We start from the raw sequence: 15411 nt of genomic DNA on the forward strand, positions 1-15411 counted from the left end.
CGTCGGGGTATGCCCTCAGAGCTTCCGCATGCCGATTCCCGTACCGAACCGCCGGTCATAAACACGGCCATCACAGTCCGACGGGCCAGGACCAGCGATGTGTCTTCGGTCCGCCGACTCCTCGACGGGTACGTACGTGAAGGTATCCTGCTCGACAAAGCGACCGTGACGCTTTACGAGGACATCCAGGAGTTCTGGATCGCGGAACGCGACGAGGACGCCCGGGTCATCGGCTGCGGCGCGCTGCACGTGATGTGGGAAGACCTCGCCGAAGTGCGTACTCTCGCCGTCGACCACAGCATCAGGGGCGCGGGAGTCGGCCATCAAGTGCTGGACAAGTTGTTGCAGACCGCCCGTTGGCTGGGCGTGCGGCGGGTTTTCTGTCTCACCTTCGAAGTCGACTTCTTCGCGAAGCACGGCTTCGTGGAGATCGGAGAGACACCGGTCGACGGAGATGTCTACAGCGAGCTGCTGCGTTCCTATGACGAGGGTGTAGCGGAGTTCCTGGGTCTCGAACGAGTGAAGCCGAACACCTTGGGCAACAGCCGGATGCTTCTGCATCTGTGAGCGCCATCTGCGACCGCCACAAGAAGCCGGAACCCTATGTCCGAATCGCGCATGTTTCCCGTCTTCCCGCGATCCCGAACCTCTCCCGGGGGTTTGTGTTTTCCGGGGAAAAGCGGTTTCCTTTCCGCGTACTGCATTTTCGATGAAAGGGAATCCAGTGGCACAGAAGGTTCAGGTCCTTCTTGTCGATGACCTCGACGGCGGCGAGGCGGACGAGACGGTCACGTTCGCTCTCGATGGCAAGACGTACGAGATTGACCTCACGACGAGCAACGCGGACAAGCTCCGTGGTCTTCTTGAGCCGTACACCAAGGGTGGCCGGCGTACGGGTGGCCGCGCGGCGTCCGGCCGTGGCAAGGGCCGCGCCGTTACGGGTGGCAACAAGGACACTGCCGAGATCCGTAAGTGGGCCCGCGAGAACGGCCACAATGTGAATGACCGTGGCCGGGTACCCGCGGAGATCCGCGAAGCTTACGAGAAGGCCAACGGCTGAGCTGTCGACCCATCCGTCGACGGCCCCGTTCGGGCATGCATCAACCAGGCCCGGTGGCATTCCGTCGCCACCGCGTCCACCAGCCGTACGAGATCGGGAGCACCCCCACCCCTGCTCCCGAGGCCGGCGAGGGCCGGGAGATCCGACCCTTCCTCGTGTCGAAGCCCGGGGGGCCGCAGCCATGCAGCGGTCCCCGGCCGGCCCGCCATCCGTCCGGGTGGCACCGGCGCGGTGATCCGGCCGCCCGCGCCGATGGCGGTCAGCGAGAGGGCGACGCCTCTCCACTCCAGCCAGTCGAGCAGCCCGGGAAGCTCGTCGGCGCTCCCCACCGCGACCAGCAGGCTCATCCGCGCACCCGACAGCGCCACGGGCCCGGTGCGGTCCAGCCGCCGCAGCGCCGCGTGACCGGCGGCCGCGGGGACCTGGAGCACGTCGAACCGCAGCCCGGTCAGCAGTCGCACCGGTGCGGTGCCCGCCGTCACCCAGCCGAGTTCGCGTTCGTACCACTGTGCCCAGCGGGCGCAGTCGCCGTTCTCACGCTCGCTGGTGACCGATGGCGCGGGGGACGAGACGGTGATGGCCATGCCGGAAGAACGGCCCGGACGCCCTCGGGGTTACGCAGAGTCCGCAAGTGAGTGCGCATTGTGTCCAGGGTGGGGGCGTAGGGGCACATTCGGGAGCGCGAATGTGTTCGCCCGTAGCGGAGGGAACCGGCGTGCGCCGCATGGACTGTCTGTAATTGCGGGTAAGACATCCCTAGTGGGGAGGGGCGACACGCAGGTTCGGGCATCCCACGTTCGCCATCGGCGTACTGGCGAAAGGGGTATCTGCCTGGCCTGCGGGAACATCGTCTCGCACCATCGGGTTGGAGAAGTTGTCAGCGTTCGGGGCAGGAGGCCAAGGACGGTGTCGGCAGTTGGAATGAGCGGTCCCCGCTTGCGGGACTAAGCTGCGGAAGGACAGGGAGGGGACCGACCCCTTACTGCCTGACCGCTCTGAGGAGCGATTAACGATGTTCGAGAGGTTCACCGACCGCGCGCGGCGGGTTGTCGTCCTGGCTCAGGAAGAAGCCCGGATGCTCAACCACAACTACATCGGCACCGAGCACATCCTCCTGGGCCTTATCCACGAGGGTGAGGGTGTCGCCGCTAAGGCCCTGGAGAGCCTCGGGATTTCGCTCGAGGCGGTCCGCCAGCAGGTGGAGGAGATCATCGGCCAGGGCCAGCAGGCCCCGTCCGGGCACATCCCCTTCACGCCCCGGGCCAAGAAGGTCCTGGAGCTCTCGCTCCGTGAGGCCCTTCAGCTCGGCCACAACTACATCGGCACCGAGCACATCCTGCTCGGCCTGATCCGCGAGGGCGAGGGCGTCGCCGCCCAGGTCCTCGTGAAGCTGGGCGCCGACCTGAACCGGGTGCGGCAGCAGGTCATCCAGCTGCTCTCCGGGTACTCGGGCAGCAAGGAGGCGGCGACCGCGGGCGGCCCCGCGGAAGGCACGCCCTCCACGTCCCTGGTGCTCGACCAGTTCGGCCGGAATCTCACCCAGGCCGCCCGCGAATCCAAGCTCGACCCGGTCATCGGGCGCGAGAAGGAGATCGAGCGGGTCATGCAGGTGCTGTCCCGCCGCACCAAGAACAACCCGGTTCTCATCGGCGAGCCCGGCGTCGGCAAGACGGCGGTCGTCGAAGGGCTGGCGCAGGCCATCGTCAAGGGCGAGGTGCCCGAGACCCTCAAGGACAAGCACCTCTACACCCTCGACCTCGGCGCGCTGGTCGCCGGCTCCCGCTACCGCGGTGACTTCGAGGAGCGCCTGAAGAAGGTCCTCAAGGAGATCCGCACCCGCGGCGACATCATCCTGTTCATCGACGAGCTCCACACCCTCGTGGGTGCGGGTGCCGCCGAGGGCGCGATCGACGCCGCCAGCATCCTCAAGCCGATGCTGGCCCGCGGTGAGCTCCAGACCATCGGTGCCACCACGCTCGACGAGTACCGCAAGCACCTGGAGAAGGACGCCGCGCTGGAGCGCCGCTTCCAGCCCATCCAGGTCGCGGAGCCGTCGCTGCCGCACACCATCGAGATCCTCAAGGGTCTGCGCGACCGCTACGAGGCCCACCACCGCGTCTCCATCACGGACGAGGCGCTGGTCCAGGCCGCGACGCTGGCCGACCGGTACATCTCGGACCGCTTCCTGCCGGACAAGGCGATCGACCTGATCGACGAGGCCGGATCCCGGATGCGCATCCGCCGGATGACCGCGCCGCCGGACCTCCGCGAGTTCGACGAGAAGATCGCGGGCGTCCGCCGCGACAAGGAGTCCGCGATCGACTCGCAGGACTTCGAGAAGGCCGCTTCCCTGCGCGACAAGGAGAAGCAGCTCCTGGCCGCGAAGACCAAGCGCGAGAAGGAGTGGAAGGCCGGCGACATGGACGTCGTGGCCGAGGTCGACGGCGAGCTGATCGCCGAGGTCCTGGCCACCGCGACCGGCATCCCGGTCTTCAAGCTGACGGAGGAGGAGTCCTCCCGTCTGCTGCGCATGGAGGACGAGCTCCACAAGCGCGTCATCGGGCAGAAGGACGCCATCAAGGCCCTCTCGCAGGCGATCCGCCGTACGCGAGCCGGTCTGAAGGACCCGAAGCGCCCCGGTGGCTCGTTCATCTTCGCCGGCCCGTCCGGTGTCGGTAAGACGGAGCTCTCCAAGACGCTCGCCGAATTCCTCTTCGGCGACGAGGACGCGCTGATTTCCCTCGACATGTCGGAGTTCAGCGAGAAGCACACGGTTTCCCGCCTCTTCGGTTCTCCCCCCGGTTACGTGGGTTACGAAGAGGGCGGTCAGCTCACCGAGAAGGTGCGCCGCAAGCCGTTCTCCGTCGTTCTCTTCGACGAGGTCGAGAAGGCCCACCCCGATATCTTCAATTCCCTGCTCCAGATTCTGGAAGACGGTCGCCTGACCGACTCCCAGGGCCGGGTCGTGGACTTCAAGAACACGGTCATCATCATGACGACCAACCTCGGGACGCGGGACATCTCGAAGGGCTTCAACCTGGGCTTCGCCGCCCAGGGCGACGTCAAGACGAACTACGAGCGGATGAAGGTCAAGGTCAACGAGGAGCTCAAGCAGCACTTCCGGCCCGAGTTCCTCAACCGTGTCGACGACACGGTCGTCTTCCACCAGCTCAGCCAGGAAGACATCATCCAGATCGTCGACCTGATGATCGCCAAGGTGGACGAGCGTCTGAAGGACCGCGACATGGGCATCGAGCTCAGCGGTGACGCCAAGACTCTCCTCGCCAAGAAGGGCTACGACCCCGTGATGGGCGCCCGGCCGCTGCGCCGGACGATCCAGCGCGAGATCGAGGACATCCTCTCCGAGAAGATCCTCTTCGGTGAGCTGCGCCCCGGTCACATCGTGGTCGTCGGCACCGAGGGCGAGGGTGAGGAGAAGGCGTTCACCTTCCGCGGCGAGGAGAAGTCGGCGCTGCCCGACGTCCCCCCGATCGAGCAGGCGGCAGGCGGCGCGGGCCCGAACATGTCGAAGGACGTGTGAGGACGCAGCTGAGCGCCTGAGCAGAAGCAGAAGGGGCTGCCCCGGAACCGTGTGAAGCGGTCCGGGGCAGCCCCTTTTCGCGTGCGTGCCGCGGTCACCGGTCTACGCCGAGGCCCTCGCCGCTGGTGATCTCCGCGCGGCCGGTCACGGCCACCCGGAGCCCCGGCATCGCCCGCAGTGGGGACAGAGCGACGCGTTCGACATGTTTGGGCGGAGTGAGCGTCAGCCACTCCAGAGCGGGGAAGACCCGGGGGATCTGTTCGAGCCCGAACACGCCGTCGCTGAGGCTGAGCGTCAGAACCTTGACAGAGGGAACAGGCTGCTTGTCGACGAATTCCGTCAGGGACGTCAGGGTCAGGGCCACGTGGTCCACCTGCGGCGCCCGTCGGAGAGCGGCGAGCAGCGGCTGGACCGGCGTGCGAGTTCTCAGTTCGAGCTGCCGCAGGCGCGTCCAGCCGTCGAGTGAGTCGATCTCCAGCGAGACCGTCCTGTCTATGGCCAGCGAGTGCAGCTCGGGGTGGGCGGGCAGTAGGGTCAGCCGCTCCGCCGACACGTGGCTGAGCCCCAGGGATCTCAATTTCCTCGAAGCCGTGGCGGTCAGCGCGGCGTCGGGGATATGGCTCATGTCCAGCTCGACCGTCCTCAGCGCCTGCAGTCCGGTGAGCGGACCGAGGTCCCGTACGGCCGGGCAGACCCTCAAGGACAGGGCATCGAGCTGATCGGCGCAGTCCGCCAGGAACGAAAGGTCCGTCATGCAGGGGTTCTGCCGGAAGACCAGATCCTTCCAGGGCCTGTCGCGCAGGGCGGCGTGGAGCTCGGCGGAGGTGAAGCACCCGGTGATCTGCAGGTCCGTGGCGGACGGCAGGTGGCGCAGCGCCGCCAGCTTCGCCCGGGAGTCGATGTTCAGGGAGTGGTGGTCCAGCACGGCGAGGACTTGCCGGGCGTACTTCTCCACCGGGTACCTGTCCCAGTCCACCCTGAACAAGAAGCTGAGCTCCGGATGTGCGAGTGCCCAGCGGCGGGCGTGCGGCACGGCCTCCGCCCCGCCGATCTCGTTGATCAGGTCGACGCAGGGGCGGACCTCCTCGGCGGGTACGCGGTCCGGGTCGGGCAGATGGTCCAGAGCGGCCGGACCGAGGCGGGAGAGCAGCCGTACGTCCATGTCGTTCGCGGGCGGGAACAGCGCCCCGACGGTCGTGCGGACCCTGTCCCGCGTCGTCTCGTCCAGCCAGGTCGCGTGCTGTGCGCAGAGTGCGGCCAGGACGACGATCTCGACCCGGACGGTGGTCTCGGCCGGGCCGGGCCGGAAGTCCAGCAGACCGTTGACCAGTACGGGGTGCTCGCGGCGGCCGCAGTGGCCGGCCGACAGCAGGATGACGTCGTACCAGTGCTGCGTGCCCGCCCGGCCGAGCAGCTCGTTCAGCTGGTCGCCCTCGACGAACTCCTTCGCGGCGAGGAAGTCCTGGAAGGTGCGGTGGGCGAACTGGTATACCTCGTCGGCGCGTTCCTGGAGGACTCCGCTGCGGTTCAGCAGATGGGTGAGGATCTCCTCGGCCGAGCCCTGGGACCGTAGCCGTTCCATGCCGGGCAGGGTGCGTTCCAGCTGGCGCAGTGCGGCTGAGCGGTGGAGCTCCGACTGGCCGCCCCGCACCAGCCAGATCGCGATGCGCTGGAGGAGCTGGGCCTGCTCCGCCACGTTCATCGTGATGCCCTCGGGGGCCTCGATCCTGCGCTGCTTGTCGCGGTCGCCGAGCAGCATGGTGAGAGCCGAGTCGTACAGGCTCCAGCGGGTCTCCGGCAGGATGCCCTGGCGGCGTCGGTGCAGGGCGCAGATCACCGCGCAGAGCAGCGGCGTACGGGCCAGATCGCGCAGGGCCCGGTTCTGGGCGAACTGCTGGATCAGGTCGCGTTCCAGCGCGCCGAGCGTCTCGTGGTCGTCGTCGTCCAGCCGGGCGGCCCGGTGCCAGGCGGCGACGAAGGCCTCGATGTCCTCGTCCCGCATCGGCAGCAGCCGCAGCTCCTCGAAGTCCAGGGAGCTCAGCCAGCCCGGCTCGACGGCGAGCGGGCGCACCGTGGCCGCGCAGCGGATGTCCGGGTACCGGTCCAGGAGGCGGGAGAGCCACTGGTGCGCCTGCTCGCGGTCGTCGGGCGGGACCTCGTCCAGGCCGTCGACCAGCAGCAGTGCCCGGCCGGACTCCAGCACCCGGCCGACCCAGCCCTCGGGGGCCGCGTCGATCACCAGCCGGGCCGCGTCGGGCAGCTGCGCGGGGGCGGGGAATGTGCCGCCCTGGGCGCGCAGGGTGCGCAGCGGTACGACGAACGGGACCAGGCCGTTGAGCGGGGCCAGCTCCGGGCTCAGCGTGCCGGCCGAGGCGTGGGCGGCCAACCACCACAGCAGCGTGGTCTTGCCGGCGCCCGCGTCGCCGCGCAGCAGTACCCGGGGGCGGTCCGAGAGCAGCGCGTCGATCCGCTGCGGCGGTGGACCTGCTTCCCCGGCGTTCTGCTGGGCCTCAAGGCTCAGGTACGCGGTGTCCAGATCCCACTCGGAGTCGCGCCGGCCCAGCTCGTCGAGGCCGAAGATCTTCGTACGGCGGTACGCGGCTCCGATCGCCGCCGCGTACTCCTCCTCGTACCGCGCGTCCCTGGGGAAGCGGCCGTGCACCCGCTCGTGGCGCAGCGCGGCGGCGGTCTGGCGGTAGACGAGTTCGAACGGGTGCGAGCGGATGAGCGGTGCGATCGGTATGCACTCCACGCGCCGGCCGTCGCGCTGCCGGGGGATCTGCCGGGCGATGCCGATGAGGACGTTCCCGGCGAAGACCGGGCCGCCGGACATGCCGCGCAGCGACGGGGGCTCCGAGTCGTCCCCCGGAGGCGGTGGGCCGTCCAGCTCGCAGACCAGCAGCCCGCGCAGCTGTCCGGCCATCGGCAGGGCGGTGGCCGTGTACTGGTCGGTCTCCAGATGCCCCTCGGGGCCGTACCGCTGGATGTCGGGGAAGCCGGTGACCTCACATCCGGGGACCGCGTGTTCGGCGTGGAGGATGCCGAGCCGCACCGGGGTGACGGGGGCGATCGGGTCGAGGGTCAGCAGGAGGGCGGCGTCGAGGTCGTGATCGATCCAGGCGATCGTCGCGGTGATGCGGTCCGCCCGCCCCGGGTGGGCGATGGTGGCCCGGCTGCCGCCCTTGACCACATGGGCGCAGGTCAGCACGAGCCGGTGGGTGAGCAGGGCGCCGCTGCCCTGAACGGCTCCGGCGCCGAGGACGACTACCGTGCGTGCCGCGGGTGCGGTGGGCGGCGCGGTGCTCACGGTTGCGCCGCCCCGCCGCCGAAGTGCGCCGTGCTGCCCGGGTCGTCGTTGCCGATCTGCCAGGGCCCGCCGGTGGTGGCGTCGCGCGGTTTCAGGGTGAACGCGACCCTGTGCGTGCGGCCGGTCGCGCGGGAGGCGTCGGCGCCCGCCTCGACCACCCAGGCCTTGACCTTGCTCCCGCCCTTGATCTCCTTGCGGAGTTCGAGGGTGAACTCCATCTCGATGTCGCCGACCTCGAAGGCCACGGGGCGGCCGGTGGCGCGGCCCGCGGCGTCGATGAGCTGGTTGCGGATCGACTCGACGGCATCGGCGAGCTCGATGCCGTCCGTGCCGCTTGTGTCTGCGCTGTCGCTGGCCATGATCTGTCCCCCCGGGGGCGAGCTGGCGGTCGTTGCGTCAGCCTAAGGGCTGTCCCGCGCGCAGGCCGAAGGTCCCGAAACGGACAGCCTTCGGGCCCGCCGGCGGTGACAAGGCGCACAGCCCGTTCCGGGCCTACTAGGGGCGCTAGGAGGGGGTGTCGTGATCGCGGCGGGGGCCTTCGGCCCTGCGGGGGAGGGGGCTCGCGGCGGGGGAGGGGGCGGTGCCCGGATCGCTGATATCTGTCCGGTTCGAGTGGTTTGGAACTGGGGTTAAACCTGTCCGGAAACAGAGTTTTGACGGGTTTGGGTGTGTCTCGCTTCAAGCCTGTGGCGGCGAATTCCCGAGGTGCCGGCTACGGCTTTTATTCGTAGATGGGGTGTTTGAGCAATGGCCGGGGTGCGGGTTACCAAGGAATGGCCAGCCCGGCCGGAGTGCCGGGTCCAGTCATCTCCGGAGGTTCTCCGCATATGTCGAAGCGCGTTTCGTTCCAGCACTCCCGCCGCCCGTCCCTGTCCCGTGTCCGTGGCGCCGTCGTGGCAGCCGGCCTGGGGACGTCGATGGTTCTCGGCGTGGGCGCTGCGTTCGCGGCCGGCTCCGCGGGTGCCCCGGACTCCGTGAACCTGATCAACAGCGGCGCGGCCGAATCGGTCGCCGAGCAGGCGGCCGTGCAGGGCAAGATCGCCGAGAAGGTCGCGGCCAAGAAGGCGGCGGCGGTCAAGAAGGCGGTCGCGGCGAAGAAGGCCGCCCTGAAGAAGGCGCACGGCTGGGAGGCCCCGGTCAGCCGCTACGAGCTGAGCGCGAGCTACGGCAACGACGGCAGCCGCTGGGCCCACAAGCACTCCGGCCAGGACTTCGCCGTACCGGTCGGCACCAAGGTCGAGGCCGCGCACAGCGGCACCGTCGTGAAGGCCGGCTCCAATGGCGGCGGTGACGGTCCCGCGTACGGCAACGCCGTCGTGATCAAGCACGCCAACGGCACGTACTCGCAGTACGCCCACCTGTCGAAGATCGATGTGCGGATCGGTGAGACCGTACGGACGGGCGAGAAGATCGCGCTCTCCGGCAACACCGGCAACTCCAGCGGCCCGCACCTGCACTTCGAGATCCGGCACACCGCCGACTACGGCTCCGCGGTCAACCCGGTCGGCTTCCTGCACAAGAAGGGCGTCACGGTCTGACCCGACCGGGACGGCTACGACCGGGACGGCTGTGACCAGGTCGGCTGCGGCCGGGTCGGATCCGCTACTCCGCGTCCGCCTGGTCGTGTGCCCGGGTGATCAGTTCGAAGGCGACTTCGAGGACGGCACCGCGCTTCTCCTCGGGGTCGCCTTCGACGTCCTTGAGGGCGAACATGCCCGCGTGCGTCGCGAAGAGCGCGGTGAAGCAGCGCACCTGGTCGGTCAGTGAGGCGCCGGGTTCCTGGAGCAGGCCGACCAGGGCGACGACGCGCTCCTTGATGGTCACCCCGATGCTCAGGTCCCGTACGGCCGCCTGGTTCTCCTGCATGAAGCGGAACAGCGGGGCGGCGGCGGTCAGGGCCTTGCTGTAGCGGCGCAGGAGCTCCTTCTTCGTCTCCAGCGTGCGCGGCTGCTCCTTGCCCCAGACGAGCAGCTCCTCGACCGGGCGGTTGAGGTCCTCGAAGATGCTGACCAGGATGTCTTCCTTGGTCTTGAAGTGGTAGTACAGCGCGGCCTTGGTGACGTCCAGGCGCTCGGAGATCTCGCGGAGCGAGGTCTTCTCGTAGCCCTGTTCGGCGAAGAGCTCCAGAGCGACGTCCTGAATGCGCTGGCGCGTGTTGCCACGGCGCTGCTGCGGCGTGCTCCCCATGAAGCTCTCCTTTGCTGGAAACTTACTTGACGCCCGGCTAGTTGGGGGTCTACTTTCCCCAGTGTAGTTACTAGCCGGGCGGCAAGTAAGTGCCTGGCTCGTACGAGGGACCAACAGGGGATCAGGGGAGTGGGGACCAATGTCCGATCTGAAGAAGGCGGCCGACGGGAAGGCGGCCGTAGCCGACCGGCCGGCCGGGAAGCCGGAGGTGCAGCAGCGCAGCGTCCGGGTGGTGATGCTCGCACTGATGATCACGATGCTGCTGGCCATGCTGGACAACCTGATCGTCGGTACGGCCATGCCGACCATCGTCGGTGACCTCGGCGGCCTGGAGCACCTGTCCTGGGTCGTCACCGCGTACACCCTGGCCACCGCGGCCTCCACCCCCATCTGGGGCAAGCTCGGCGACATGTACGGGCGCAAGGGCATCTTCCTCACCTCCATCGTGATCTTCCTGATCGGCTCGGTGCTGAGCGGAATGGCCCAGGACATGGGCCAGCTGATCGGCTTCCGGGCGGTCCAGGGGCTCGGCGCGGGCGGCCTGATGGTCGGTGTCATGGCGATCATCGGCGACCTCGTCCCGCCCCGCGAGCGCGGCAAGTACCAGGGCATGATGGCGGGCGTCATGGCCATCGCCATGATCGGCGGACCGCTGGTCGGCGGCACCATCACCGACCACCTCGGCTGGCGCTGGAGCTTCTACATAAACCTGCCGCTGGGCGCGGTCGCCCTCGCCATGGTCACCGTCGTGCTGCACCTGCCCAAGCGGGAGGGCGCACGGGCCAGGGTCGACTACCTCGGCGCGGGGCTGCTGACCCTGGGCATCACCGCGATCGTGCTGGTGACCACCTGGGGCGGTACGGAGTACGACTGGGACTCCGCCGTGATCATGGAGCTCTCCGCGATCGGTGTCGTCTCGCTCGTCGGCTTCCTCTTCGTCGAGACCAAGGCCGCAGAACCGATCATTCCGCTGCACATCTTCCGCAACCGCAACTTCACCCTGATGTCCGTGGTCGGCTTCATGGCGGGCTTCGTGATGTTCGGCGCGGTGCTCTTCCTGCCCCTCTACCAGCAGTCGGTCCAGGGCGCCTCGGCGACCAACTCGGGTCTGCTGCTCCTGCCGATGCTGCTGGCGATGATGGTCGTCTCGCTGATCGCCGGGCGGGTCACCACCAGCACCGGCAAGTACAAGGTCTTCCCCGTGGTGGGCTCCGCACTGATGGTGACCGGTCTGTTCCTGCTCTCGCGGATGGACGTCGACACCACGCGGTTCACCTCCGGCGTCTACATGGCGGTGCTCGGCGCGGGCATGGGCTTCCTGATGCAGATCACGATGCTCGTCGCGCAGAACAGCGTCGAGATGAAGGACATGGGCGTCGCCTCCTCCGCGACGACCCTCTTCCGTACCCTCGGCAGCTCCTTCGGCGTCGCGATCATGGGCGCGCTGTTCACCGGCCGAGTGCAGGACGAGATGGTCGCCCGCGGCGGCGGGGCGGCCACCGCGAGGTCCGCGCAGCTGGACGCGGCGAGCCTGGCGAAGCTGCCGGACGCGGCGCGTGAGGCGTACCAGTTCGCGGTGTCGTCCGGCACGCACATCGCGTTCCTGGTCGGCTCCGTGGTCGCGCTGGCCGCCCTGTTCGCCTCGGTCTTCGTCAAGGAGGTCCCGCTGCGCGGGGCGGGACCGGTCACCAAGCAGGCCGAGTCGGTCTGATCCGCAGCGGTGTACGCAGGAGGCTCCCGGGGCGCGCCCCGGGAGCCTCCTGTCGTGTCCGGCCCCTCCGGAGCCTCCTGCCGCGTCCGGCTCAGGCGCCGGTCCGCCCGCGGCCGGACTCCGCGCCCTGTGCCGCCTCGTCGTCCGGGCCCCGCTGCTCGGACACCTGGAGCATCGGGAAGCTGCCGGTGTTGGTCGGCGCGTGTTCGGGCAGCCACAGCACCGCGATCGCGCCGCCCGTGCCCGGCGCCGCCCCGTCCGGAGCGGCGTTGCGGAAGGTCAGCCGGGCCCCGAGGACCCGCGCCTGACCGGCGGCGATGGTCAGCCCGAGACCGTGCCCGCGTCCGGCCCGGTCACTGCTTCCGGTACGGAACCGGCTCGGCCCCTCCCGCAGCAGCGCCGCCGGGAACCCGGAACCGTGGTCGCGGATCCGCACCACCCGGCCCTCGACCGTGACCTCCACCGGAGTGGAACCGTGCTTGGCGGCGTTGCCCAGCAGATTGCCGAGGATGCGCTCCAGCCTGCGCGGATCGGTGTTGACCCAGGACTCGTGGACGACCCGCACCTGCACATCCGGGTCCAGCAGCGCGATCCGTCGGCTGACGAACTCGCCCAGCGCGATCTCCTGGAGCTCGGCCCGCTCCGAGGCGCTGTCCAGCCGGGCCACCTCCAGCACGTCCTCGACGAGCGTACGCATCGCCTGCGCCCGGTCCCGTACCAGCTCGGTGGGGCGGCCGGGCGGCAGCAGCTCGGCCGCCGTCAGCAGACCGGTCACCGGCGTACGCAGCTCGTGCGCGATGTCCGCGGTGACCCGGCGCTCCGCCTCGATCCGAGCGTTCAACGCGTCCGTCAGCGCGTCCACCGCACCGGCCAGCTCATCGGTCTCGTCCCGGACGACACCGCCCACGGCCTCCCTGACCCGCACATCGGTGTTGCCCTGCGCGACCCGGCCCGCCGCGGCCGCCGCCTTGCGCAGCCGGCGCGACAGCTGGCCGCCGATCAGCACGCCCAGCGCACAGCCGCCGAACACCACCGAGACCGAGCCGATGATCAGCGCCCGGTCGAGATCGCGCATGATCGTGGAGGAGCGTCCGGCGAACCGGGTGTGCAGCGAGAGCACGTCACCGTTGCCGACCGGCACGGCCGCCCACACATCGGGCACCCCCTTGGCGGTCGTCTCGACATGGGTGGCGCGCCGGTTCCTGCCGGTCTCCGCACGCAGGCTGCGCGGCATCGTCGGGTCGTTGAGCTTGGCGCCGAACCGGGGGTCGGCCTTCTTCGTCTTCGTCGCCTCGTACAGCAGCTGTGCGTACGTCAGCCGCTCCAGCTGGACCTCGCGGGCGTTCTCCAGCATTGAGACCTGGGCCGCGTTGTGGACGACGAAGCTGAGCGCGACCGCGGTCAGCGCGCCGACCGCCGCGATCGCGATGCTGATCTTCCAGCGGACTCCCGTCCGCAGGGCGGGCCGCTTCATGGCCTGAGTTTGTAGCCGAAGCCGCGGACCGTCTCGATCCGGTCCTGGCCGATCTTGGTGCGCAGCCGCTGCACATGGACATCCACGACGCGGGTGTCACCGCCCCATCCGTAGTCCCAGACCCGCTCCAGGAGCTTGTCGCGGGAGAGCACGGTGCCGGGCGCCGCGGAGAACTCCAGCAGCAGCCGCATCTCGGTCGGGGTCAGCGCCACCTGCTCGCCGGCGCGGTGCACCGCCATGCCCTCGGTGTCGACCTCCAGATCACCGAAGACCAGCACCCCGCCGACCGGCTGCGGCTCAGGCTCCCCGCTGCCCGCCCGGCCGCCCGTGGCATGGCCGAAGCGGCGCAGCACGGCCCGGATCCGGGCGACCAGGACCGCCCCGTCGAAGGGTTTGGTGACGTAGTCGTCCGCGCCGGCCTCCAGGCCGAGCACCACGTCGATCGAGTCCGCGCGGGCCGACAGCATGATCACGGGCACGGTCGACTCGTCGCGGATCCGACGGCAGAGGCTGACCCCGTCGAGCCCCGGCACCATCACGTCGAGCAGGGCGATGTCGGGCCGGTCGGCCCGGAACGCCTCCAGGCCGGACAGGCCGTCGGGCATGGCGGTGACCGCGAAGCCGTCGCGCTCCAGCGCCAGCTGGGTGGCCTCGCGGATGACGTCGTCGTCCTCGACGAACAGGACGTGGGTCTCGGCCATCAGCTGCTCTCAGTTCCCCGCCGGCTCGGCGACCCCTGGCAGAGCCGCTCCGCCGCTGCCGACGGCTCGGTTGAAGTCGTTGTGCACCCGGTCGTGCTCGTTGAACCGGTTGCCCGCCCAGCGGTAGGTGATCACTTCCTCGCCGGAGGGGTACGCGACCGAGTCCTTCTTCTCGTACACCTGGGTCGTCACCACCAGATCACCGCGGTCGATGGTGCCGTAGACCGCGGGCTGCTCGATGGCGAAGACGTTCTCGTAACGGCCGTTGCTCCGCGGGCGGTACACATAGGTGCCGACGCCCACCGAATCGCCGCAGGTCATCACGTTCACCACGACATCGGGCGAGGGGCCGCCGGTCATTGTGCCGTACGAGGTGTCGACCGGGTACTCGGAGCCGGTGCAGGGCTTCAGATCCGTTCTGACCCGCTCGCTGACCTTGGGGTCCTGCTTGAGCAGCGCCACGGGGTCGATCCGCGAGGAGGGCTTCGCGGAGGAGGACGCCTCGTCGCTGGGCGTGGCCTGGGCGACGGGCTGGGTGCCGGCCGGGCCCTCGTCCCGGGTGCCGGTACCGCCGGTCGAGCAGCTGACGGTGAGCAGCCCGAAGGCGGCGAGGCCGACCAGGGTCGTGGCGCTCGCCGCCCAGCCGGTCAGAGTCCGGCCACGTCGGACGGTGGCCGCGCGGCCACCGTCGTCTCTTCCACCGCCGCGGTCGTCACCGCCGCCGTCGCCGCTGGCTGTCAAGCCGCGCAACGCTCCCGCCCCCGTTCGTCCATACGCCTGGCCGCCCGCGTCCGCGCACGTGCCGGAGCACGGTCGGCCGCCGGGCGCCGCTCCTCGGCGAGCACGGTCTCCCGGCCCGCCGCCTCGCGGCTCTCCAGCTCCTGGCGCAGCCGTGCCAGCGCACGGTGCAGCGTGCTCTTCACCGTACCGGCCGACATGCCGAGCGCCGCGGCCGTCTCCTCCGTACTCATCTGTTCCCAGTGTCGCAGCACGACGACGCTGCGCTGCTTCGGAGCCAGAACGCCCAGCACGTCCATCAGCAGGGCGCGGTCGGCGCGCTGCTCGGTGCCGTCCTCGACGCTCGCGTCGGGAAGCTGCTCGGTGGGCACCTCGTCCAGCTTGCGGGCCCGCCACCACTCGGTACGGGTGTTGATCATGACGCGGCGCAGATAGGCGTCGGCCAGGGACTTGTCGGCGATGCCGTCCCAGCGGCCGTACGTACGGGCCAGCGCGGTCTGGAGCAGGTCCTGCGCGTCCACGGGGTCCGGGACCAGCCGTCGCGCGCTGCGCAGCAGCGCGTCGTGCCGAGTGCGTACGTAGTCCTCGAATTCGAGCACCTCGCCGTGCGCCATTCCAACCGCCTCCGTCCCCGTGGATCCCCGTGGTTCCCGCCGTCAGCCATCGTTCGGTCGGGCTGACGGAGAAGACGC

13 protein-coding genes are annotated in these 15411 nt (G+C 69.6%); 5 read left to right on the forward strand and 8 right to left on the reverse strand.

Annotation, left to right across the window (positions count from 1 at the left end):
• Positions 1-9: 9 nt before the first annotated feature.
• Both OHA19_RS22595 and OHA19_RS22600 read left to right on the forward strand, forming a co-directional pair.
• On the forward strand, positions 10-567 hold the full coding sequence (locus OHA19_RS22595) for an amino-acid N-acetyltransferase (RefSeq protein WP_405713927.1): 558 nt from the start codon (positions 10-12) through the stop codon (positions 565-567).
• A 157-nt stretch (positions 568-724) separates the two neighbouring features.
• On the forward strand, positions 725-1060 hold the full coding sequence (locus tag OHA19_RS22600; RefSeq protein WP_072487060.1) for an Lsr2 family protein: 336 nt from the start codon (positions 725-727) through the stop codon (positions 1058-1060).
• Here OHA19_RS22600 and OHA19_RS22605 read toward each other — a convergent pair.
• Entirely contained in the window at positions 1039-1644 is a 606-nt protein-coding gene (locus tag OHA19_RS22605; RefSeq protein ID WP_405751315.1) for an SCO3374 family protein, read from the reverse strand. The genes OHA19_RS22600 and OHA19_RS22605 overlap by 22 nt on opposite strands.
• Positions 1645-2072: 428 nt before the next feature.
• Between OHA19_RS22605 and OHA19_RS22610 the strand changes: the two genes are divergently transcribed.
• Entirely contained in the window at positions 2073-4601 is a 2529-nt protein-coding gene (locus tag OHA19_RS22610) for an ATP-dependent Clp protease ATP-binding subunit (protein WP_405713923.1), read from the forward strand.
• A 94-nt stretch (positions 4602-4695) separates the two neighbouring features.
• Here the strand turns inward: OHA19_RS22610 and OHA19_RS22615 are convergent, their stop codons facing one another.
• A complete protein-coding gene (locus tag OHA19_RS22615) occupies positions 4696-7908 on the reverse strand; it encodes an NACHT domain-containing protein (protein WP_405751318.1) in 3213 nt (1070 codons plus the stop codon).
• A complete protein-coding gene (locus tag OHA19_RS22620) occupies positions 7905-8267 on the reverse strand; it encodes a trypco2 family protein (protein WP_405751320.1) in 363 nt (120 codons plus the stop codon). The genes OHA19_RS22615 and OHA19_RS22620 overlap by 4 nt, the downstream gene beginning before the upstream one ends.
• A gap of 468 nt (positions 8268-8735) precedes the next feature.
• Here OHA19_RS22620 and OHA19_RS22625 point away from each other — a divergent pair, with 468 nt between their 5' ends.
• Entirely contained in the window at positions 8736-9446 is a 711-nt protein-coding gene (locus OHA19_RS22625; RefSeq protein WP_405751323.1) for a M23 family metallopeptidase, read from the forward strand.
• A gap of 64 nt (positions 9447-9510) precedes the next feature.
• On the opposite strand, the gene OHA19_RS22630 is transcribed toward OHA19_RS22625, so the two are convergent.
• Entirely contained in the window at positions 9511-10095 is a 585-nt protein-coding gene (locus tag OHA19_RS22630) for a TetR/AcrR family transcriptional regulator (protein WP_405713915.1), read from the reverse strand.
• Positions 10096-10234: 139 nt separating this feature from the next.
• Between OHA19_RS22630 and OHA19_RS22635 the strand changes: the two genes are divergently transcribed.
• Positions 10235-11806, forward strand: coding sequence for an MDR family MFS transporter (locus OHA19_RS22635; RefSeq protein ID WP_405713913.1), 1572 nt, complete (start codon positions 10235-10237; stop codon positions 11804-11806).
• A 91-nt stretch (positions 11807-11897) separates the two neighbouring features.
• Here the strand turns inward: OHA19_RS22635 and cseC are convergent, their stop codons facing one another.
• The 4 genes from cseC to OHA19_RS22655 are packed head-to-tail and all read right to left on the reverse strand — an operon-like array spanning position 11898 to position 15333.
• Complete coding sequence (gene cseC / locus OHA19_RS22640) at positions 11898-13280, reverse strand: two-component system sensor histidine kinase CseC (RefSeq protein WP_405713911.1); 1383 nt, start codon at positions 13278-13280, stop codon at positions 11898-11900.
• Complete coding sequence (gene cseB / locus OHA19_RS22645) at positions 13277-13981, reverse strand: two-component system response regulator CseB (protein WP_405713909.1); 705 nt, start codon at positions 13979-13981, stop codon at positions 13277-13279. Before cseB ends, cseC begins: the two co-directional genes overlap by 4 nt.
• Positions 13982-13990: 9 nt before the next feature.
• Positions 13991-14731: a hypothetical protein gene (locus OHA19_RS22650; RefSeq protein WP_405713907.1), complete on the reverse strand. Its 741-nt coding sequence runs from the start codon at positions 14729-14731 to the stop codon at positions 13991-13993.
• Complete coding sequence (locus tag OHA19_RS22655) at positions 14719-15333, reverse strand: SigE family RNA polymerase sigma factor (RefSeq protein ID WP_405713905.1); 615 nt, start codon at positions 15331-15333, stop codon at positions 14719-14721. The genes OHA19_RS22650 and OHA19_RS22655 overlap by 13 nt, the downstream gene beginning before the upstream one ends.
• Positions 15334-15411 lie beyond the last annotated feature (78 nt).

This window comes from Streptomyces sp. NBC_00012 (assembly GCF_045040875.1).
Taxonomy (GTDB): domain Bacteria; phylum Actinomycetota; class Actinomycetes; order Streptomycetales; family Streptomycetaceae; genus Streptomyces.

Coding starts and splice junctions, on each gene's coding strand:
- cseB (WP_405713909.1), bottom strand. CDS start 13,981: ATGGCCGAGACCCACGTCCTGTTCGTCGAGGACGACGACGTCATCCGC.
- OHA19_RS22625 (WP_405751323.1), top strand. CDS start 8,736: ATGTCGAAGCGCGTTTCGTTCCAGCACTCCCGCCGCCCGTCCCTGTCC.
- OHA19_RS22620 (WP_405751320.1), bottom strand. CDS start 8,267: ATGGCCAGCGACAGCGCAGACACAAGCGGCACGGACGGCATCGAGCTC.
- OHA19_RS22655 (WP_405713905.1), bottom strand. CDS start 15,333: ATGGCGCACGGCGAGGTGCTCGAATTCGAGGACTACGTACGCACTCGG.
- OHA19_RS22595 (WP_405713927.1), top strand. CDS start 10: ATGCCCTCAGAGCTTCCGCATGCCGATTCCCGTACCGAACCGCCGGTC.
- OHA19_RS22605 (WP_405751315.1), bottom strand. CDS start 1,644: ATGGCCATCACCGTCTCGTCCCCCGCGCCATCGGTCACCAGCGAGCGT.
- OHA19_RS22610 (WP_405713923.1), top strand. CDS start 2,073: ATGTTCGAGAGGTTCACCGACCGCGCGCGGCGGGTTGTCGTCCTGGCT.
- cseC (WP_405713911.1), bottom strand. CDS start 13,280: ATGAAGCGGCCCGCCCTGCGGACGGGAGTCCGCTGGAAGATCAGCATC.
- OHA19_RS22635 (WP_405713913.1), top strand. CDS start 10,235: ATGTCCGATCTGAAGAAGGCGGCCGACGGGAAGGCGGCCGTAGCCGAC.
- OHA19_RS22630 (WP_405713915.1), bottom strand. CDS start 10,095: ATGGGGAGCACGCCGCAGCAGCGCCGTGGCAACACGCGCCAGCGCATT.